The sequence below is a fragment of the Methylobacter sp. BBA5.1 genome, assembly GCF_000746145.1.
In the GTDB taxonomy this organism is placed as follows: Bacteria; Pseudomonadota; Gammaproteobacteria; order Methylococcales; family Methylomonadaceae; genus Methylobacter; species Methylobacter marinus.
The window spans coordinates 99188-120398 of sequence record NZ_JQKS01000008.1 but is presented as its reverse complement, the minus strand read 5'-3'; the positions used below and the strand labels follow the sequence as shown (position 1 = coordinate 120398).

The following is a 21211-nucleotide window of genomic DNA, read 5'->3' as shown; positions in this document are numbered from 1 at the left end:
GGCCTTTTTTATTGCCTGAGGGACACTGGTGGGACATTTCAGAAAAAACACTGTAATAAAGCACAACACAAAAATAATTTCTAATCGAATTGGTTTTAACCATACGTGCATTGTTAATCTGTAAAAGCCTAGACTAAACTTGACAACTGCTAAAATGAGTCTCAATTGAGTCTGACATTGAATGACTCTCATCGACCCGTTGCGGTCATCCAGCATGGTCAAAAGCAGTTGCTAATGAATGACTGTTTTTATAGTAGGGCAAATTGTCTGTGTCTATATTTGAACTATTGTAACTTACTATTTAATATTCGGTGGTTAATTTCTAACAACCAGAAATCAGATTAATTATATTAGGGAGATTCAAATTAACTCTTTCTATACTGCATATGTTGGTATATTAAAGTTATATCCTAACCAACTTTCTAATACTCGCTTGCTATTGACTGGTGCAGTTGAGCGTTCTCGCCAATTTTCAATAAGCTCTATAATTGCATCATGCGCTCCTCCTCCATCAATACAACGGTTCATTAGGTATGTAACAAACGCAAGTGCATCTGGGTCAGTTTCAGACTTGCGGATTAATACTCCTCCAATAAGTGCATGTGCAAGCCATTCTTCATTTACTTCATTAGCTAGCTTTTCATAAAGTTTTTGTTCTTCATATAAATCTAGCTTTATTTCAGGCTCTCCAATTACAGATATATCTGTCTCTGAGAGAGACAACCAGTAGAGTGCCAATGCACCTGCTCTGACATCTTGTTTATAATTATTTTCTTCAGCAATATTCCTAAGAATGTCCAAGGATAAACAATATCCTTTCAATGTTTTATGGAGAGACTGCTCTCTTGAGGCGCTGGGTTGCCATCGAAATTTGAATTGTCGACTGACACAAAACCATTTGACCAATGCAGGCGCAATATCTGATAGTAAGTGTACATCTTCTGGAATATTTAGCTCAAAAGGCGATATTTTTTCATCATAATCAATCCAGAACGTATCCTGTTTTAAAGATGTACTTGACACCCTGTTTTTGAGCATTTTTAATAGTTCCGATTGTCTACCTTGAAGATTACCCCAATATAATATGTGTTGTCTTGTGTCGAGATGATTATTTTCAATTAAAGCCGAAAACACTGATATATCCAGCTCTGATATATAATTTGGCACATGTACAAACTGTTGGAATCTTTCTGGATTTATTGCGAAGTCTAAGGCAATTCTAGGAAGGTGGGCCGATAATAATCCCCATTGGTCAGTGGGAGATTTATTTTTATCTAAATCCTTCACATCTCTAATCCGCCGATATTGATGTCGATTTACTTGTTCAGCAGAGAGCGTATCAAGCCATTTGCTAGTAGTTGTGTCTATATTTCGCAAGTGTTCAATTGAGAATGGCGTTTCGGAGTATCGCCCTGGAATCGGGAGCAAGGCCAATAACGAATCCGGCAGGACTCCAAGTTTTTCACTGCCAATAGAATCAACAATTTTAACGAATTCATTTAAGGCCGAAGAACTTCTTTCTTTGGCAAGCCGAAGGCACGTAAAAATTAATTTGAATAATCCATCCGAGTGTTTTATGCAATTATTAAAATCAAGATTATTAAAATAATCTGGTAGCTTTCCATTTACCCAGTTTTCAGGGAACAGATAACCAGTTAAGAAACCACAATCAACTGTCTCAACTTCTTTTTCATCGATTTCTATTTCATCAATGTTTAAACATTTGAATAATGCTTTTGCACAGTCGCCGTTAACCCCGCTTGACTCACAGCTCGCGATAAATCTTTTATGATCATCACACAAAAATCTTAGAATAGTTCTAATACTTACCGTGCTGTAGTTTTTCCAGTTATTTGAATTAACAATATGTATTATAGAGCATAAAACCCATTGGCTCGTATTTTTAAAGGGAAAGGAACGATGGATTCTTGTTTTGCGCCGATATACCAAGAATCTATCTCTTTGTGATGCCCATAATGAATAAAGATATTCTTGTTGTGAAATGGATGTGCGTTGGAAAGCGATACCTAATGTTTTTGACTCTTCCGAATCATCAGGAAGCAGCCAACCCAACAGAAATAAAGCTCCTAAAGTTTCGCGTGGCATTGCAGTATTTATTGTGTCCAATAATGATTGAATTAGCCATTTTTTGGATTTTGTCAGATTAATATATCCGAGTTCAAATAGAGAGCTTAAATCTAAAACTCCACCTAGCGGATCAAATAATGGTTTGAGTTGTTGACGATCACGCTGATCTTGTTCCAAAACACCTTCAATCAGTACACGACTGGCAAGTAAAGTCGCTTTTGCCGTGCGGCGATAGTAGATTCTATTTAGGCTTCCTTCTTCGCCTTCATTAAGTCGACGAAGAGCTTGCACAGCAACAGCTACTTCGGCGGTACGACGATTCTCGATCAAAGCACTCAATAGAAAATGCATAACTTCTCGCCAATGAGCATCTCCGCTAATCGTCTCTATTCGGGTTTCAAGTTGATTTGTATCCACGCCGTCATAAAGAAATTCTGCTGCGAAAAATTCCTGTAGTTGCCGAATATCAAATCGAACTTGTTCGCCATTCTCTGGTGTATTTACCAATACTAGCCGTTCCGTTGTTGCCTCCATAACATCAGCGACTGTTTGCTCGATATCATGGTCATCCAATACTGTCACAACATCGTGTACTAAATTTCGAAACTCTGTCTTGCTCAGAGTGGTTTGGGCACCTTCACTACGTTCGGCCCTTGCATGTAACACAAATCCAAGCCGCATATGGACGGATTTCAATAAACGATCTTCTTCTCTCAATAACTTGGCAATGCGCGGATTTTGAAAGTTTTTCAGACTCTCTCGTTTCTTCATCACAAGATAAAAACTATTAAACAGTTGCCATCGCCTTTCTGGCGGGCGCCCTCCGTCACGCACGACTACTGCCATAATATGTGACTGTAACGGAGTGGTCATCAATTCCTTGACGTTCGGTGATTTGATTGCGGTTTCTAAAATTTCAATTGATTTTTCAGACTCCTCTTTAGAACGCCCAAACTTAAGCACTGGAGTTGCGCAACGCATAGCACTATCGGTATCAAGATGACTTAATTCCACAACTGGGCCATCTATACCGGAAAATTGACCCGAGTAACCTTGGGGACGTGAAGAACAAATAGCTAAAACATCGGCATTAATTTCTACTAAAATGTCATTTAGAAAATATAAAACCTCGTTGGCTACTTTATCTTTAAAATCGTTAGGAACCTCATCCAAGCCATCAAATACGACTATCCAAGATTGATTGGCTAGGGCATTTTTTAAAGTTTTTACTAGAACCTGCGCACCTATTTTCTTAGTAATTATCTCGGTAATGTAAACCAAAATATTATTTGGCTGCTCCGGTTTGCACTGCGAATACCAATGAGCGTACTCTTTTAGCTCTACTTGAATAGGGATACGAGGTGATGTTGGCCAGAAGCCATTTTGAGTTGCCGCATTATTGATCTCTTTTGCAACGTTTTTTATGTTCTCCAATACATGAGGAGCATCATTACCTAGGATCAATTTTGCCCTATGGATTTGACATAAATATTGCCCAACTGTCGATTTTCCTTGGCCTGGCCCTCCTTTAATTAGACTTACTCTGGCTCGCCTTAAATTTTTATTCCATTCGCAGTACGTTTCCGGAAACTCCGTAAGTAAGCTATATCTATGGCATTGCGCAGCTGCATAACATAATTCTGATAATAATCCGCTGCCCTGAGCTCCTGTTTGGGAGCTGAAAGGTAAATCAATAAATAAATCGTGTACGCCTGGTCTAACATCTGAAGACGACCCAGCCTGATCCAACTTAGTAAAGATATTGTCACTAAATTGATTCACAACAAAGTAACGAATTATTTCTTCGAGCGAAGCTCGACTTTCTGTTAATTGATCGTACAGGGCAGAAATAACATGGCCTGGAGTTAAAAAGTGGCCATAGTACTTGGCCACATCACCATGCAAGGCCAAAAGATCAAGAATCTTTCGCCCTCCCCAAACATGTACATTTACTTTTTTCCCGTTCGGGCTTTTTTTAAGCAGTTTTTTTATAGCATCAAAACTGCCAGTCTCCGGTTTCCCACTTGGATCGATATTTGTGGCGATAATCCAGTTGTCAGGCCAGATACGATCTGATTCGTCTTCATCAAATGCTTCAATCTCATTTTTTACCTGATCAATAATCCACTTTTGTGGGTTTGTACTTAGATGAGGCTTGTGAAACTTCGACTGGATATACCACACACCTTTCCAACGGTCAGTCTCGCTTGGATAGGGTGCCTCACCTTCAAAATAGCCATCTCGCCCCCCGTCGGCTCCGGGTCCAAAGCCTGTATTACCTAGTCCAAGCGTTTTGAGTGCTAAGAAATTAACGATATTTTCGAATGCCTCGGGGCCGAGTTTTGAAAGGTCGTAGGAATCAGTCATGATTGAACGGTTGATTATGTTAGATACCAAATTATACTATCTTACCAAAGAAATGGGCTGACATTGGAGATGCATCTTACAAAATAGAGGGTAAATAAACACCTGCTTTTCGAAATCGGTTATATCACCACAAAGCAGACATTCAAAACCGAATTGACCGCTTGGCGCCAATGACAGCTTTTGGCACACAAGCGACCGTCAAGATTGATCACAAATTGAGAGAAGTTGGCTCTTTTTGTTCGTCGGGTGGTTAACGCCTTTAGCAGTTAGTCGATAAACCACTTCTAAAAGGAGTAACCGATAAATCACCGGCTCATCCGGTGATTTATCGGCTAAATTTCAGGTTTTATATGTTTTTTCCATGAAAACATATTGTTGACTTGGTCCGGTCCCATTCACTAACACTTGATAGCTATTTAATTTTTAGAATTGAGTTGACCACATGCTGCTAATACATCATCGCCTTTAGCGCTTCTTATTAAAGTCGGGATTTTGAAAGTATCTAAAACTTCTTTAAACTTTTCAATTTTATCCAAATCCGGACTCTCGTAATGTGATCCTGGGAATGGGTTAAAAGGAATTAAATTTATATAGGCACTTTTACCAGCCAGTATCGTCCCCAATTTTTTAGCATCATCTGGAGAATCATTTAAATCTTTTATCAGAATATATTCATAAGTAATAAATTGTTTTTTATTTAAAGGTATCTTGTCAATATATGCCAATACCTCATCTAGCGGATATTTTTTATTAATGGGAATAAGTTCATTTCTCTTTTCTTCAAGGGGTGAATGAAGAGATAGTGCAAGGTTCACTCCCGGAATTTCCTGGCTCCATCTTTTAAGTCCAGGAATATAGCCAGCCGTTGAAATAGTGATTTTTTGAACACCAATTGAAGTTCCGTGTTGCGATAAAAAAATTTCACACGCTTTTTTAACGGCATCAAAATTATGTAAAGGTTCGCCTTGTCCCATAAAAACAATATTTAAAATCCTTTCTTCCCCAGGTCTGTTTGCTGCTAACCAATGCCAAGCTTGTAGAAATTGACCAACAATTTCACTGGTAGTTAAATTTCTTTTAAGTCCTTGTTTTCCGGTAAAACAAAAAGAACAATTCATTGCACAGCCGACTTGCGATGAAAGGCAAATTGAATATTTGTTATGAAAAGGAATAAGGACGGTTTCAACTTTATGATTGTCTTTAAGCTTAAAAAGAAACTTTACTGTTCGATCTTTTTTTGACTCATAAACCGTATCGATTTCGGGCAGAGAAAAGTCGAAATTATTTTGAAAAAAGGCCAATGAGCATTGGGCAATTTTATCAAAGCATTGAGTATTTTCTTTTTTCTTATAATGCCAATTAAAAAGAACTGATGCTGCTGAGGGATTTAAATTATTTTGATTTATAACCGTTTCTAAATCAGAGTAATTTAGGTCATAAAAGGATTGTTTCAAAAATGTCTCCTGGTAATATCAATATATTGCCAATATCTAATAGTTTTAAATATTGGATTTGATATCGTAATTATATTGAACCTGTTTATAAGGTTTGATTTTTGTTATGTACAGAGGATAATGTTTTTTATTATATATAAGCATCCGGACTTTTTGCCTATCCTCCGAAAGGAAAGGTTTTCGCCCAAGCTTTACCGCACTTCATTCTGCCATATTTATCGTCATAAAGCTGTCAGTTACGACAGGCAGTTTATGGACGATACTAGTACTCAGTCAGTCTTGTTCTGACGAGTAAAATTTGCAGAGTATTCATAGCGTGCGAATAGTGCGAATACCCTGAAGGGCATAAATAAATTCGCACCTACAATTTACCCGCCATAATTAAATTGACTGACTACTAGTACTTAGTCAGTCTTATTCTGACGAGTAAAATTTGCAGAGTATTCATAGCGTGCGAATAGTGCGAATGAATTCGCACCTACAATTTACCCGCCATAATTAAATTGACTGACTACTAGAGCAATCAGCAGTTACCTGAAAGCAACGGCTGTTGTAAAAACTCTCTGTACGCGACAAAAAGCTAACTGATTGATTTACAAGGCAGGAAAAATAAAGGACTTAGGAGATGAAATATATAATTCTGTCGCAACTAAAATCGGTATTGCTGGTGGGCAAGGCCACAAATTTTATGAACAATGGAGAACGCTCGCAGATGGAGATCCAATGAGACCAATAATAGAATCTCAAAGCAAAGCTTATTATGAATCAATCAGGAATTTGACAAATGGCAATTAAGACAGGCGAATATTTGAACACAAAAGATATCTATATTGATTATCCATATGAAGAAGTCATGTTCAGACGCACCTGCTCCAACGTACTGATATATAGAAAATTTTATGGGAAAAACGAAAATCCTGTGCCAATAAATTATGATAATAAATTGTATAATGAAGCGTTATTGTCAGGTCATGAAATTACTCAAGAGGAATATAACAAAGGAAAAATAAGAAAGTGAGTAATTTGGAAACAGCCATTGCAATATCATCTCGTGTTCATACTGGTCAGGTTGATAAAGCGGGGCAGCCTTACATCCTGCATCTGCTGAGGGTGATGTTAAAATTTCAAAACGAGCACGAAAGAATTGTTGCTGTTTTGCACGATGTTATCGAAGATAGTGAGATTTCGCTTGATGATTTAAAGAGGTTAGGTTTCTCGACGATAATTATTGAGGCTATCGGTTGTTTGACAAAGAGGGGCGAGGAAACTTATGAAGAATTTATTTCACGAGTATCTCTTAATGATTTGGCTAGAAAAATAAAAATCGAAGACATTAAAGATAATATGGATTTGACCAGAATCGACTCAATTAATGATATAGATCTGGCAAGAGTAAAAAAATATCATCGAGCGCTAAAGTTTCTAAGTAAATCTTGAATGTATACCTCGTAATCTTTTACCTGTCGGACTGGAGGTCAGCTTCTTCCCGAACTCTGGTCCAGTCACGGGAGATGTGCTTTCCATTATGGAAATGCATACTATGGGCGATAAGGCCTTATGCAGACATCCTCTGTACACGACAAAAAAAGCTAACTGTTTGATTTACAAGGTAGGAAAAATAAAGGACTTGAAAGTCCATCGCTAATCGATTTCACTCTCTTGCGACCAAACAGGAGGTGAAATGAAATTAAGCGATGGACTAAGAGTGATTCTAAAAGGACATTTAGGCTGGGCAAGTGCCGATTGGATTGTTTTATTGGGATGCTGTTGGCGTTAGTGCGAATGAAGCACATTAATCTGACGCAACTGGCGTTGGCTTTCGCGAGCCAGGCAGACCTGAAGTCGCGCTATCGCCGGCTGCAACGATTTTTCCGGGAAGTCGTCTTCGACTACGATGCCATAGCCCGCTTAATCATGGCCCTGTTTGATTTATACGATCAGTCCTACTATCTATAGCAATCAGCCGTTACTTGAAAGCTAAAGCTGTTGTGAAAGTTGAGTTTTGTTATTGACTGGCCTGCCTGAAAAATACAGTAGGGTACGCAGTGCGTACCTTTTCCAGCGGTTCCGGTGAAAGTCATCTCAAAAGGTACGCGATGCGTACCCTACCGGATTTATGAAAACCTCTGGTGCCCTGTCGGTCAGTGAATGACTTGTTTTCATGGCGACGTATGTCTGAAGGTAATGTTTCCGACTAATGAATAAACGCTCTAGACTGTCAATATCAAGACTAGGTATCGTTTATTTCCCCGTCATATCTTGTCAATATTATTAGCGTTTCCTTGTGAAGTTTTCCGTTGCCGGTGTTCGGTTTCTAAATATTCTGCTGATCGAATGCCGGAAGCGGATAGCAAGTAAATTGCATCCATCATGGCTACGCCGAAATGGTCTGTCTTAATCTGGCTCGAAATCCCGTTATCATTATCCGGGTCTGATCTGTATTTGCTCAACGAATCGCTTAATACGTTGATAGTCACTAATACCTGTTTGATCCTCTCAATGTGATGCTCTACTGAATCAATTGATTTGATTGTGTCCATTCTTTCCATAGCGTTTTTCTTGTTGTTAACGATGATATGCCACTGATGGGCGACGGGCTTAAATGGCGTTAGAAAACCACATTTGCTAGCGGCCAACCCAAATAAGCAAGCCGTAGTAGATCATTCATGAATTAAACGTACGCTGAATGAGGGGAATGAAAGTCATTCAATTTGTCAATAGGGCGCGGTCCGATTCTTGTGGTATTTTTTTGAACTTCATCACGTTTTCGATAAATTTTAATCTCGCACTGTTGTAACAATGGCTTAAAAAATGTCCGCCTGGTCGGAATACAAAGGCTGTATATGTATGGCGAGCGGCTCAGCGTCTGCTGCAAGATGGCCTATAAGTCATTGATTGTGGCTCTGATCGATTCGCAGACCTGAGAACAAAAGACGATATAACCATGTTCGAACGCTATTAAATGATAGCCATGTTCTGATAAATTCTTTTTCCGGTACGACGGCTTCCCAGTTACGACAAGGGGCTTCAATCCCGCATCATTGATGCACTTGGAGAAGCCATCAATCACCTGATGAGCAGCAGCAATACTCCCGTGCCGAAACCGTGCCGCATAGCTGTCCACTTGAAATGCCTATTAAAATTTATCGGCACCCCACTGAGGGCTTTCCATAATGCCTTTGCAGAGACCGGGTTCCTCGCCTTCGATCCAGCCTTTGCCTTCATCAAAGCCTTCCGGAAGGTCGGCCAGGGTAGGGCCGAATTTCCGGGTTTTACAGCCTTGGGAATGAGGCGCGTCGCAACAACACTTCATGGCGGCGACGTGCTTTTTAAACAGCGCCGAATCCACCTGCATGGGCGGCATCCACCTGTTTCGGGCGCTGGTGGTCAGCCACGCGCTCAATATCGTGTCGGGATGATCGGTAGCGGAATCGATGATATAGCCGCAGGTTCCGGAGGTGGTCATGTTATGGCATTGGTTGCAGAGCTGATTGGCACCGTCTATGGGGTCGGTCGTCACCTGCAGGATTTCATGATTGTAGAAAAAATTCCTGAAAGGTTCGCCTACCGGTAAAAAAGGCAAATTGGCCATAGAGCGAATATCTGGCAAGCCGTGCCTGGAATTGATGTAGGGGCTGTATTTGACGCCGTGCGCATTGTGGCAGGCAACGCATCCGGCGGATGCCGTAAATTCGGGGGATTTGAAGGCCTTGTTGGCATCGCGATACCAGAGTTCCTGGGGGAAATCCAGGGGCGGTTTTGCCTGTTCGGGATTGAATTTGGCTAAAAATTCGTTTTTTGCCGGCAGCGGAGTGTCAAGCGGCGGTAAAAAGCCGGCCACGGCATCGCCGTATTGCGTGAGGTAGCAGCTTTTTCCGGTCGTTGTATTGCGCAGAATAATGCCGATATCGTTGAAGGTATTGTAAAGATAATAAAATTCTTTCTTTTCAGCAGCGGGGGCACTTTCATACTGCGCCTTTCTTTGTGCCTGGTTCATGCCGAGATTCGCCTTGGTTTCGCGGAACCAGTTTTTCTCCAGTTGATTGCCTTTCTGGCGGCAATTGACCACCATGATATTTTGATCATCCAGGTTGACTACCTGAAGATGCGAATAGGTCCAGCAACCCTGGTCGCCACCCAGCCAATGGGGGTTATCGCATTTTTTTGACGTGGAGAGTAATTCCCAGTTGTTTTGTTCTATCTCCTGTTTATCGACATAAATTGGAACCTGCTTGCCGTCCAGGCATGACAGTAACGGCAAGTCGCGGGTGATGCCAAGCTCGGCCTTGCATTCCTTGACGTATTGATAAACATCATAGCCGGATGGGGGCGGCTCCTCAGTTGAATCCGACCTGAAAACCAGTAAGAATGAGAAAATACCCATAAGAACAATTGCTAACGCTGTTTTCATATGCCACCTCTTGATTGATCAAGCTCATTGTGGAAAAGAGGCTGTTTATTATGTTGCCGGGAACGGTTGTCCCCGGTTACTGCAATGCTTGCGATCGGTAGTTTTCGACTTAATTGACCGCTCGGCTGGTCACGCGAAAACCCATCGGGGCCTCGCGCCAGTTCATTTCAATAAGCGGAACAGATTGGAAAAGTCGTCAGTCCACATGATGCTCTTGACGGGTGTTGTACTAGCGCTTTTAGCTTTTTGCAATACCGGATTTTGCAGAAATTTCCGGTTGTTGCTGAGCAAGGCCCAGTCGGCGCGATACCAGCCCAGACTGTCTGATGGTTGCGATTGCACAAATAGATAGTCGTAGCCGGCATGCTCGGCCATGCCTCTCACCAGGGGCCGTAGATCCAGGTAGTGGTTGGTAATGTGAATGGCCAGTACGCCATCGGGACGTAGATGATGCAGATACAGTTCCAGAGCCTGCATGGTGAGCAGGTGCATGGGGATCGCGTCGCCGCTGAAGGCATCGAGAATTAACAAATCGAAGCCCTGGGGCGTTTCCCGCTCCAGGGCCAGGCGCGCATCGGACACGACGAGGTCGTAATTGGCGGCCGTATTTTTCAGGTAGGTAAAATAGGTCTGCGCCAGTTCGACGACGGCAGGATCGATGTCATAGACACGGAAATAGTCGTCCGGTTTGCCATAGGTCAGCAAGGTGCCCGTACCCAGACCGACCACGCCGATGCGCCGTCCGTGATCCCGGATAAAATGCGTCAGCGCCAGGCCGACCCCCGACTCATTGCCGTAATAAGCCGTGGGCAAATGCTGCTTGTCGGCCACCAGAAACTGAAAGCCGTGATCAATGGCGCCATGCCTCAAGACACGTTTGGCCAGTGCCGGATTGTTTACGGAACGGTCCTCGACGCGCAGCACCCCGTAAAAATTGCGGTTAACCAGCGTTTTTTCCGAGGCCGTCTGAAAAGCATGGTTGGCCAGATTCACGCCCAGCCAGATCAAGCCGGCGCCCGCCGATAACCAGACCAGCGGCTTGCGGCGTTTATCGTCCGATAATTGCTTGTCGACAGCTACAGCCCATAAGGTCAGCAGGCAGCAGGCGAACAGGGCAATATGGAATTCGAAATAAAGCGGAAACAGCAAGGGCGCCAGGAGGGCGACGAAAACGCCGCCCAATGCTCCGCCCGCTGAAAGGGCAAGATAATAAGCGGTCAGCCGGTTGGGTTGGGGACGCATGCGATAAAGCTCGCCGTGACAGGTCATGCAGCAGCAAAACAACCCGGCGCTGTAAATGCCAATTTGCGCTTCCAGCGTGAAATTCTCCCTGCCATACAGCACCATGACCAGGGCGATCGCCGCAACAAACAGGGCGGGAATGAAAATCCGCCGTTGATACCAATCCTTGCGGGCAAAGCAGAAAACGAACGACAGCACATACAAGCTGAGCGGTACTATCCACAGAAACGGCACGCTTGCCACATCCTGGCAAAGCTGATTGGTGGCCGCCAGCAACAATGTCGTGGTAGCGGCAGGCAAGGCCAGCCAAAACAGCCACAACATGGCGGGAGACATCCGGTCCGAGATCAGCGTTTCATCGTCAGTGGCAACCGGCCTGGCAACAATGGCCTCCGCCTCGGCGAGGCGGCGAAAATCCAGTGCGACACCAGCGCATAGCAGCAGATAAATGACAAAGCCCACGGACCAGCCAAGCGTCTGTCCCCCCAATTTAAAATAGGGCTCAAACAAAAACGGATAGCTCAATAACGCCAGCAAGGAACCGAAATTGGATAGAGCATATAATGTGTAGGGCGAACGATACGGATTGATCCGGACGATCCAGGCCTGGAGCAGGGGGCTGGTGGTCGAAAGGATGAAGTAGGGTAAGCCGATGCTGCTGACCAGCAGTATGAGAATATCAAAGGTAGGCTGCTCGCTGCTCTCGGGCTTGAAGGATGGGTCGGGTGTCACCGGCAATGTCAACAGTGCAAGCAGCAATAACGCGACATGCAGGACAGCCTGGCGGCGAGCGGAGAAAAAATCGAGATTGAAGTGGGCGTATGCATAGCCCGCCAGCAAAAAGACCTGGAAAAAAAGCATGCAGGTAATCCACACCGCCGGGCTTCCGCCAAACCAGGGCAAGATGAATTTACCGATGAGCGGTTCGAGCTGGAATAACAAATAAGCGCCCCAAAAGCTGATAAACGCATACATGCTCCAGCGAAAACCCGCATATAAAGAACCTGGCATAAAGTTAACTCCAGAAAACAAAATCACAATATGTATAAGACTGAATAGGATTTGGTCGTCAATAATTTCCCTGTTTAAACATAGGATGTGCCGACGACAGGAGGCGCATCGTTCGCGAGCGATGCGCTTCGCTGTGCCGCCTGGAGCGCCTACTTTTGGTCAGCGCATCCTATGCAAGATTCCAGTTTCAGGAAGTCATTTTTAGCCAAATCCTTAGGTGTCATGGTTGGGGCGCTCAAATCGCTTCGAAAGGATTTATTTAGCCACAATTTTGGCAATTTTGCCATGTAAGGAAGAGGTCGGGCAGGTCGATGCGGCTAATGTTGTCATTGCCCATGCTCGTCAAGCATGCCGGGAATAAGGATTTGGGCGCTGTCAACAGACGAGGTCCTGGCCGTTGACACCTCACAAGGGTATTTAATATTATGAATTTCTAATGTTGCGTTCTTAAAACGGCACGGATCATTTTGTATTTTTACCTTGGAGAATCATCATGTCAGCATCCCACACAGATTATTCGGCTATCTGTGAGCTTTTCGACCGGTGTCTCGGACCGGTCATGTTCGAGCCGTACGCGGCCGATCTCGTCTGTCGCTTGCCCAAATTGGCCAATGGTTCCGTGCTTGAGATGGCCTGCGGTTCCGGCATTCTCACCGAGCAGTTGCGTCCCTATCTTACGTCCGGCGTTTCTCTGGTTGCAACCGATATCAGCCAGGCGATGCTCGATTATGCACGGACAAAACTGCACAAGCTTGAAGGTATCGACTGGCAACAGGCGGATATCGCCGACCTGCCATTCTCCGATGCTTCGTTTGACGCAGTGGCCTGTCAATTCGGACTGATGTTTGTGCAGGATAAGCACGCAGCCTTTCAGGAAATCCGCCGGGTGATGGTCAAGGGTGGCTTGCTTGCCTTCAATGTGTGGGATCGTATCGAGGATAATCCGCAGAATCTCATCGCACATGAAACCATCGGGCAATTTTTTCCTGAGAACCCGCCGAAGTTTTTCGAGGTGCCGCATGGATTTCATGATGTCGACCTCTTGCGGACTTTATTGAGCGCAAACGGATTTGATCAAATACAGATTGAGGCCGTGCCGTTGGCAGTATACAGCGATACCGCCAAGTCGCTTGCAACCGGACTGGTTGAGGGCGCGCCGGTGATTGCCGAAATTCAAGAGCGGGGTGGTTCCTCCGAGCCAATTGTCGAGGCTGTTGCGGCAGCCCTTGCGCAGGCCGGCGGGGAAGCTCCATTTCGCGCAACCATGCAGGCGATTGTAGTGACTGCGCGAGCGGTTGGCGTTTAACAAGTGCCATTCTGTCCGTCCGGATTAATCTTGACGGTCGCTTGCCATGATCGTCAGGAACAATCCGATTTATTGGCTGATGTTACGCGGACAATTGCCTCGGGTATCGGCAGGGTCGAATATTGAATTTCAAGACTCAATTATTGTCACTATTCCAGTTTTTGAAAAACCTGAACGTTTGGTACTACCACATTACTCTCTTATCGTAGTAGAATACGCGAACTCAATGGAGGCCGCCTTGGCGCCTCTTCAGCAATTACTGGCCCTTCGTCTAGCGGTAGGACTCTGGATTCTGATTCCAGCTGCCGGGGTTCGAATCCCTGAGGGCCAGCCAACTATTCATCAAGTCCCCTTTGGTTTATTTCCACTGTTTCTCTGTATTGACCGCATCGGGTCGGCCGGATTCGATCCCTGTCGTTGCGGCGTTTGCCTGCTTAAAGCGGCATACGGGGGCGGAATGGCTTGCCAGTTAAGCGCAGCCTCGGTCAATCCCGCAAGGGCAGCCAGGGATTAATCTCATTCAAAGTGTCGGTACAGGCGTTATGCCTGTTTTTTACGGATACTCCTGAAATGCATGGAATTTGACACATCCGATCGCTTCACTCCGGTTCCGATCCGTTCTTCTTCCCACGGCTTTCAAAGAAGCGCTCGACCATGGGAACCAAGGACAAAATCGCCAAGGCCAGAAGCGTACTCAATACGGCTGTCGCTTCCCGTCCAATGCCTACGGCCACGCCGATTGCCGCCGTTAGCCAAATGCCAGCGGCCGTGGTTAATCCCTTAACCTCCTTGGGTTGATTGCCCATAATAATGGTACCGGCCCCAAGGAATCCCACTCCCGCGATCAAGCCCTGCAACACGCGCGCTAGATCCGTAGTCGAGGCGCCGGTTTGTTGGGGAATGAGGATGAAGAGTGTCGCTCCGAGGGCAACCAGCATATGCGTTCGCAACCCTGCCGCCTTGCCCTTCATTTCCCGCTCGTATCCCAGTAGGCCGCCAAGGGCCGCGGAAATCAGGAGGCGCAGAGTAATAAGGGTTGCTTGGGTCGCATCGGGAATATCGGAGAATTCCAATAGCACGGTGTTCCATATCTCTTGCCACATACTTGTAGTTGCTCCTTGGTTTGTTTGCACTTCGTTAAGGGACCTTTAATGACCGTCTAAGGCACAGTCCAAGCACTTAGTCATCCTTGTTTCTGACAAGCGAAATTTGCACAATATTCATATAGTACGAATATCCTCAAGGCACGAGTGAGTTCGCATCTATAATTTACCCGCCAAAATAAAATTGATTGAGTACTGGCGGTGGTCAGCCGGGGGAGGGGGGGGGCGGCTTATGGCCGATAATTGTTTTCTTCGGCTTGCGATCCTGGTCTTGGACGGAACGTACCGGCATTCATCAGGCTACCACCCAGAGTGAAGAATGGCAGCCTGTTTTTTGTTTCCATCTCAAGCTATGCAGGTGATTGATGGTTATCCCAATGTCCTGCCTATCAATTCGCCCAATCTAACCGTCTTGCCGGCCTTGAATTCGGCCTCCCATTGCATTTTATGCTGGCCGAATAAAACAATAATTGTGGAGCCCATGTTGAAACGGCCGACCTCTTCGCCGATTTTCAACGTAGGAGCATCATCCTGATACTGCCAACTGCGTACGGAGTGTATGGTCGGCGGTGACACGACACCATGCCAGACGGTTTCAATGCTGGAGACAAAAATGGCTCCGACCAGTACCAGTGCCATGGGACCTGCCTCCGTATCAAAAATGGCGGCCACGCGTTCGTTCCTGGCGAACAGCCCCGGTACGGAATTGGTCGTGGCGGCATTGACGCTGAACAGGCGGCCCGGGATGTGCACCATTTCTTTTAATGTGCCGGTCAAGGGCATGTGCAGGCGATGATAGTCTTTCGGCGATAAGTAAATGGTGGTGAAGGAACCATTATTGAAAGGTTCGGCGCGTTCCGGGCTGCCGCCCAGCAAATCCGTGGCGGTAAAGCTTTTGCCCTTGGCCTGAAAGATATCGCCGTCGGTGATGGCGCCCGCCTGGCTGACGGCACCGTCCGCGGGGCAGGCAATGGCGTTTCTGTCGGCGCAGAAAGGCCGGATGCCCGGCTTGAGTTCGCGGGTAAAGAAATGGTTGAAGCTTTTGTAGGCTTCGATATCCTGCTCCAGCGCTTCATTCATATTGACGCCGTAATGCCTGATGATCTGTTTGATGAACAGGTTTTTCCAGAGGCGGTTCTCAGAATGCGTCAGCACGCTCATCATTTGGGATAAGGTGTGATGCGGTAAAGCATATTGCGGTAAGGTCGTCAGGGCTTCTTTTATATTCATGAATGATTACTGTCGGGTATTTTGCCGCTTAGGAAATAGGCAAAAGCGATGACTTCCGCGACGGCAATATAGAGTTCATTGGGTATTTCTTCACCTAACGGAATTTGAGCCAGAATTCTTGCCAATTCCGGCTCGGTTTGTAGCGGGATTCCGTGTTGTTCGGCGATTTGCAGAATGTGCTCGGCTGTAAGGCCTTGACCTTTGGCGGTCACTTTCGGCGCATTCGTGCCATCGTACTTCAACGCGATGGCGATATCGCTGGTGAAATAGGTCTTGGGCATATCCGATCAGGGTAGGCTGACCAGTTCCGGTGCGCGCCAGTCGCTGTTTCTATGTTCTACGACGACAGTCGTGTAAATCCCGCCGCGCACATTAAATTCGGCGCGGATGCGCATGAAGTTGGGAGATATGGCTTTGACGATATCATTCAGTATTTCATTGGTGACGGCTTCATGAAAAGCGCCTTGCTCGCGGAAAGACCACATATACAGCTTCAGTGATTTCAATTCCACGCAAAGCGCGGCCGGCACATACTCGATCGTAATCTTGGCGAAGTCCGGCTGGCCGGTTTTTGGGCACAGGCAGGTAAATTCAGGAATATCGATGCGTATCGTATAATCGCGGCCCCGTTGCGGGTTATCGAAGATTTCCAGGTCTTTGCTCGGTTGTGTTGTCATTGTTGCGTGATAAGTAAAAAGTAAATAAAAAGTCGAAACTCAGCAGAATATCGTTAATAATACGCGGTTATTTTAATTCAAGTGCAGGGATATTCATACCAGTTATGAAACTGGAAAAAATCAAGCTTTCAGGTTTCAAATCATTTGTCGATCAGACGGTCATCCCGATTACCGGCAATTTGACGGCGATAGTCGGGCCTAACGGCTGCGGGAAGTCCAATATTATCGATGCGGTACGCTGGGTCATGGGTGAAAGTTCCGCCAAGCACCTGCGCGGGGGCAGTATGGCGGACGTGATTTTTAACGGTTCATCCGGGCGCAAGCCGGTCAGCACCGCTTCCGTCGAATTGGTTTTCGACAACAGCGAAGGCAAGTTGGGCGGCGAGTATGCGCAATACGATACCATTGCCATCAAGCGCCAGGTCAGTCGCGATGGTCAATCTTTATATATGCTGAACGGCTCGCGTTGCCGGCGCAAGGATATCACCGACATATTTCTGGGTACGGGTCTGGGCTCCCGCAGTTATGCCATTATCGAACAGGGCACGATCTCGCGCATGGTCGAAGCCAAACCCGAGGATTTAAGGATACATATCGAAGAAGCGGCCGGTATTTCCAAATACAAGGAGCGTCGTCATGAAACCGAAGCGCGCATGAAGCATACGCGCGAAAACCTGGAGCGGTTGAATGATCTGCGCGAGGAAGTCGAGAAACAGCTCAAGCATCTGCAAAAGCAAGCGGAAAAAGCCGAAAAATACACCGAACTTAAAAAGCAGGAACGCCAGTTCAGGCTGGAACTGCTGGCCATGCGCTGGAATGCCTATCATCAGGCCGCGCAGCAGTTGGAAATAAAACTGCAGGCCGTGGCTGCCGAGCATAACCGCCTGTTCGTTCAGTTGCGTGATATCAATAACAGCCTGGAGGACAAGCGTGTAGAGCATAAAGTCCAACAGCAGCATACGGCCAGCTCTCAGGGCGAATATTATCAGGTCGTCGCGGAAGTCAGCGGTCTGGAACAGGCAATCAAGCACAATGAGATGAGCCATGAGGAAACCCGGCTGGAAATCAACCGTTCCCGTCAGCAGGCTGATCAGGCATTAAGCGAACTTCAGGCCGATGTGCAGCAGTTGGAAGAAATACGACAGGCTCTGGAAGAATCCGAAGAAGCTTTGATTGTCGCTGAGGAAAGGCAAGATGAGGTTTTGCATCTTCAGCAGGAATCGCAGCATCAAAGAACATCCTGGCAGCAGCAATGGGAAGCGTACCGTACTGAAAGTGCGAAATACAAGGAACAGGCTGAAGTGCATCGGGTAAAGACCGGTCAATTGGAAAGCCAGAGCCGGCAATTGCAGATCCGTCTGGATAAATTGCATGGCGAGCGTGATGAGTTGTCGGCCAGCCAGCTGCAAACGGATATCGAGACGCTGGATGCCGGCATCGAGCTGATTGAATCGCAACGCGCCGATCTGCAGAGCCAACTGGAGCAGCTCCATCAGCAAATTCGCGAGCAGCGCCAGCAGGTCAATGTCTTGCACGATGAGCTGCATGCGCGCCGCTCGGAAATGCATGGCGTGAAAGGCAAGATCACCTCGCTGGAATTACTTCAGCAGCATGCCATGGGCAAGGATAATAAAAATCTGACTGCCTGGCTGGCGCAAATGAATCTGGCCGATAGCCAGCGCCTGGCGGAATTTCTGGAAGTGGATTCAGGCTGGGAGACGGCCGTGGAAACCGTGTTGGGCGGTTATCTGGAAGCGATCTGCATCGACAGCGCCGATGCCGTCATGCCGGGATTGCCGCATTTGGCAAACGAATCGCTGACGTTGGTTGAGACCAGTCGCAGAAATTCGGCAGAAGCAGGTGCGCCGCAGACGCAATTGCTTGATAAAGTAAAGGCGCCGTGGGATTTAAGCGATCTGCTGTCCGGGGTTTATTGCGCTGACACGGCTGAAGCGGCAAGAACCCTGTCGACCCGGCTCAAGCCGTACGAGTCCGTCATTACGCCGGACGGGACTTGGTTCGGACCGGGCTGGCTGAAAATTATCCGCGCCAAGGACAGTAAAACCGGCGTGTTGCAGCGCGAGAAAGAGCTGCGCCTGCTGAAGCATAGGCAGGAAGAATTACAGTTTGAAATTGAAGGCTTCGAAGATCAGTTGGAAACAACTGAAGCGAGCTTGAAAGAGGCGGAAGTCAATCGCGAGTCCATGCAGCGGCAGGATAGCAGTCTGGGTTCTGAGTTATCGCTTAAAAATGCTGAATTCAGTGCCTATTCGGCACGTTGGGAGCATCAGCAGCGCAGGCTCGACCAAGTTCGCCAAGAAATAGACGATATCGTCCACGAGACTACCGAAAACGCGGCGTTGATTGCGGAGTCCCGCTTGCTGCGGGAAGAAGCTGAACAGGCTTTGACAACACTGGATCAGGAAAGGCAAAGCCTGGAAGCGCTGAACCAGGAACTGCAGTCCCGGCAGCATGAGGCCGAACAATCCGTTCATGAAGCCCGGCAGCAGGTCTATAGCATCAAGGCGCAGGTTGAATCATTAAAGTCGTCGGAAAACCTGACCGCCAGACAGATTGAACGTTTGCAGGTACAACATCAGCAGGCGGTTGAGCGCATTGGCGAGCTGGAGAAAAAGCTACAGCAAACCCTGGCGCCGCTGGACCAAGAGAAGCAGCAACTGGAGCAATTGTACTCAAGCAAGGACCGGCTGGAGGCCGATCTGAAAACACAACGCCAGGCCCAGGATGAACTCGAATTGGTGATTACCCATTTATCGGAAGAGCAGGTTCGTGTACAAAGGGCTCTCGAAAGCGAGAAGGAAGCGCTCGATAAAATACGTTTTGAGCTCCAGGAAAGCAAGGTTCGCCAGCAGACAGTCAATGAACAGCTTAAGGAAATCGATGCCGATGCCGAACAGGTGCTGAAAAACCTGTCCGAGCAGGCCGAAGAGCAAAGCTGGAAACGAAGAGTCGACGATTTGACGGCTCAAATTGAACGTTTGGGTACAATTAACCTGACCGCGATAGAAGAATACAAAGCGCAGTCGGAACGCATGGATTTCCTGAATGAGCAGCACGCGGATCTGATTGAGGCCCTGCAGACGCTGGATCAGGCGATCAGCAAAATTGATAAGGAAAGCAGGCTGCGTTTTAAAGAAACTTTCGATAAAATAAACGGCGGTTTGCAGGAAAAATTCCCCAAGTTGTTTGGCGGCGGTCAAGCTTATCTGGAATTGACCGAGCAGGATTTGCTGGAATCGGGTGTCAACATCATTGCCCGGCCTCCCGGTAAAAAGAACAGCTCCATTCATTTGTTATCAGGCGGAGAAAAAGCGCTAACGGCCGTTGCGCTGGTGTTTTCGATCTTTGAACTTAATCCGGCGCCTTTCTGTTTGCTGGACGAAGTCGATGCGCCTTTGGATGATGCAAATGTTGGAAGATTTTCACGAATGGTTGAAGAAATGTCGGCATCTGTTCAGTTTTTATATATTTCCCATAACAAGGCCACCATGGAAATTGCAAAACAACTGGCAGGTGTTACTATGAAAGAGCCGGGCGTCTCCCGGATGGTCGCGGTTGATATTGAAGAAGCAGTGAGTTTGGCGGAAAACTAATGGATAAAGAAATATTGAGAATTGTAATTATAGCAACCGGACTGGTTGTCATTATCGGCATGTTGCTTTGGGCTTTTTTAAGAAACAGAAAAACACAACATGACATGGATTTTTATGGTGGCGGAGAAGCGCCTAAAGGTGCCGACGAAACGCTGTCATTCAAAGAGGATTACAGCGATGACTTTGAAATTAGGCCTATAAATTCTACTAAACGCGGCACTCATTATGCCGAAAAATCGAATCATCATGATGAAAGCGATGATGACTATTATGAGCCGGAAGACGATGATTATGTCGAACCGCCGCCTCGGTTTGTCGCTCCTGAAATTATCCAGTTCAGCCTGATGGCCAAAAACGAGGAAGGTTTTAACGGTGTGGATCTGGTGAGAGCGTTTGAAATGGTCGGGCTTGAATATGGCAGTTTGAAAATCTTTGAGCGACTGGATGCTAACCGGTTGGTCGATTTCGGCGTTGCCAGCATGGTTGAGCCAGGCACTTTTCCGTCCACGGATCTGGATACATTCTATTGCCCGGGCATCGTGTTTTTTATGCAGCCTGAAGCAGTTGACGATGCGCAGGCCGTTTTTGACGACTACGTGCAAACCATCCAATTATTGGCTGCAGAATTGAATGGCGTGATCCGTGATCATCAAAGGCAGCCTTTGACGGAAACCACAACCCGACTGATTCGGCAAAGCTTGTAAATCA

The 21211-nt window shown here is 46.3% G+C and carries 15 protein-coding genes and 1 tRNA gene; 7 read left to right on the top strand and 9 right to left on the bottom strand.

The annotated features are described in order from the left end of the window. Positions 1-375: 375 nt before the first annotated feature. Entirely contained in the window at positions 376-4455 is a 4080-nt protein-coding gene (locus tag EK22_RS07345) for an NACHT domain-containing protein (RefSeq protein WP_036249422.1), read from the bottom strand. Between the two features lie 416 nt (positions 4456-4871). Beyond that, the gene (gene rlmN / locus EK22_RS07340) at positions 4872-5909 is read right to left on the bottom strand and encodes a dual-specificity RNA methyltransferase RlmN (protein ID WP_036249420.1); all 1038 of its coding nucleotides are present in this window, start codon (positions 5907-5909) and stop codon (positions 4872-4874) included. Between the two features lie 784 nt (positions 5910-6693). Between rlmN and EK22_RS07335 the strand changes: the two genes are divergently transcribed. From EK22_RS07335 to EK22_RS24655, 3 genes are all read left to right on the top strand, one after another. After that, positions 6694-6927, top strand: a complete 234-nt coding sequence (locus tag EK22_RS07335) for a hypothetical protein (protein ID WP_036249418.1) — start codon at positions 6694-6696, stop codon at positions 6925-6927. Further along, positions 6924-7346 carry a GTP pyrophosphokinase gene (locus EK22_RS07330; protein WP_036249415.1) on the top strand — a complete coding sequence of 141 codons (423 nt, stop codon included), beginning with the start codon at positions 6924-6926 and terminating at the stop codon, positions 7344-7346. The genes EK22_RS07335 and EK22_RS07330 overlap by 4 nt, the downstream gene beginning before the upstream one ends. A gap of 345 nt (positions 7347-7691) precedes the next feature. Then, the gene (locus tag EK22_RS24655; protein WP_161786398.1) at positions 7692-7865 is read left to right on the top strand and encodes a hypothetical protein; all 174 of its coding nucleotides are present in this window, start codon (positions 7692-7694) and stop codon (positions 7863-7865) included. A gap of 296 nt (positions 7866-8161) precedes the next feature. Here the strand turns inward: EK22_RS24655 and EK22_RS07320 are convergent, their stop codons facing one another. From EK22_RS07320 to EK22_RS07310, 3 genes are all read right to left on the bottom strand, one after another. Next, on the bottom strand, positions 8162-8458 hold the full coding sequence (locus tag EK22_RS07320; protein WP_036249409.1) for a hypothetical protein: 297 nt from the start codon (positions 8456-8458) through the stop codon (positions 8162-8164). Positions 8459-9045: 587 nt separating this feature from the next. Next, positions 9046-10320 carry a hypothetical protein gene (locus tag EK22_RS07315; protein WP_152565023.1) on the bottom strand — a complete coding sequence of 425 codons (1275 nt, stop codon included), beginning with the start codon at positions 10318-10320 and terminating at the stop codon, positions 9046-9048. 162 nt (positions 10321-10482) lie between these two features. Continuing rightward, positions 10483-12573, bottom strand: a complete 2091-nt coding sequence (locus tag EK22_RS07310) for a spermidine synthase (protein ID WP_152565022.1) — start codon at positions 12571-12573, stop codon at positions 10483-10485. Between the two features lie 493 nt (positions 12574-13066). On the opposite strand from EK22_RS07310, the gene EK22_RS07305 reads away from it, so the two are divergent. Then, on the top strand, positions 13067-13879 hold the full coding sequence (locus EK22_RS07305) for a class I SAM-dependent methyltransferase (RefSeq protein WP_027147444.1): 813 nt from the start codon (positions 13067-13069) through the stop codon (positions 13877-13879). Between the two features lie 260 nt (positions 13880-14139). Continuing rightward, positions 14140-14213: transfer RNA gene (locus EK22_RS07300), tRNA-Gln, on the top strand. A 265-nt stretch (positions 14214-14478) separates the two neighbouring features. Here the strand turns inward: EK22_RS07300 and EK22_RS07295 are convergent. The 4 genes from EK22_RS07295 to queF all read right to left on the bottom strand — a co-directional run bounded on the left by EK22_RS07295 (position 14479) and on the right by queF (position 16889). Continuing rightward, positions 14479-14982, bottom strand: coding sequence for an MgtC/SapB family protein (locus tag EK22_RS07295; protein WP_020160588.1), 504 nt, complete (start codon positions 14980-14982; stop codon positions 14479-14481). A 369-nt stretch (positions 14983-15351) separates the two neighbouring features. After that, a complete protein-coding gene (gene asd / locus EK22_RS07290) occupies positions 15352-16212 on the bottom strand; it encodes an archaetidylserine decarboxylase (protein WP_020160589.1) in 861 nt (286 codons plus the stop codon). Next, positions 16209-16493: an EscU/YscU/HrcU family type III secretion system export apparatus switch protein gene (locus EK22_RS07285; RefSeq protein ID WP_020160590.1), complete on the bottom strand. Its 285-nt coding sequence runs from the start codon at positions 16491-16493 to the stop codon at positions 16209-16211. Before EK22_RS07285 ends, asd begins: the two co-directional genes overlap by 4 nt. A gap of 6 nt (positions 16494-16499) precedes the next feature. Then, positions 16500-16889, bottom strand: a complete 390-nt coding sequence (gene queF, locus EK22_RS07280) for a preQ(1) synthase (RefSeq protein WP_020160591.1) — start codon at positions 16887-16889, stop codon at positions 16500-16502. 104 nt (positions 16890-16993) lie between these two features. On the opposite strand from queF, the gene smc reads away from it, so the two are divergent. Together smc and EK22_RS07270 are read left to right on the top strand one after the other, a co-directional pair. Beyond that, positions 16994-20503 carry a chromosome segregation protein SMC gene (gene smc, locus EK22_RS07275; RefSeq protein ID WP_036249406.1) on the top strand — a complete coding sequence of 1170 codons (3510 nt, stop codon included), beginning with the start codon at positions 16994-16996 and terminating at the stop codon, positions 20501-20503. After that, positions 20503-21207: a cell division protein ZipA C-terminal FtsZ-binding domain-containing protein gene (locus EK22_RS07270; RefSeq protein ID WP_020160593.1), complete on the top strand. Its 705-nt coding sequence runs from the start codon at positions 20503-20505 to the stop codon at positions 21205-21207. The genes smc and EK22_RS07270 overlap by 1 nt, the downstream gene beginning before the upstream one ends. Positions 21208-21211: the final 4 nt, after the last annotated feature.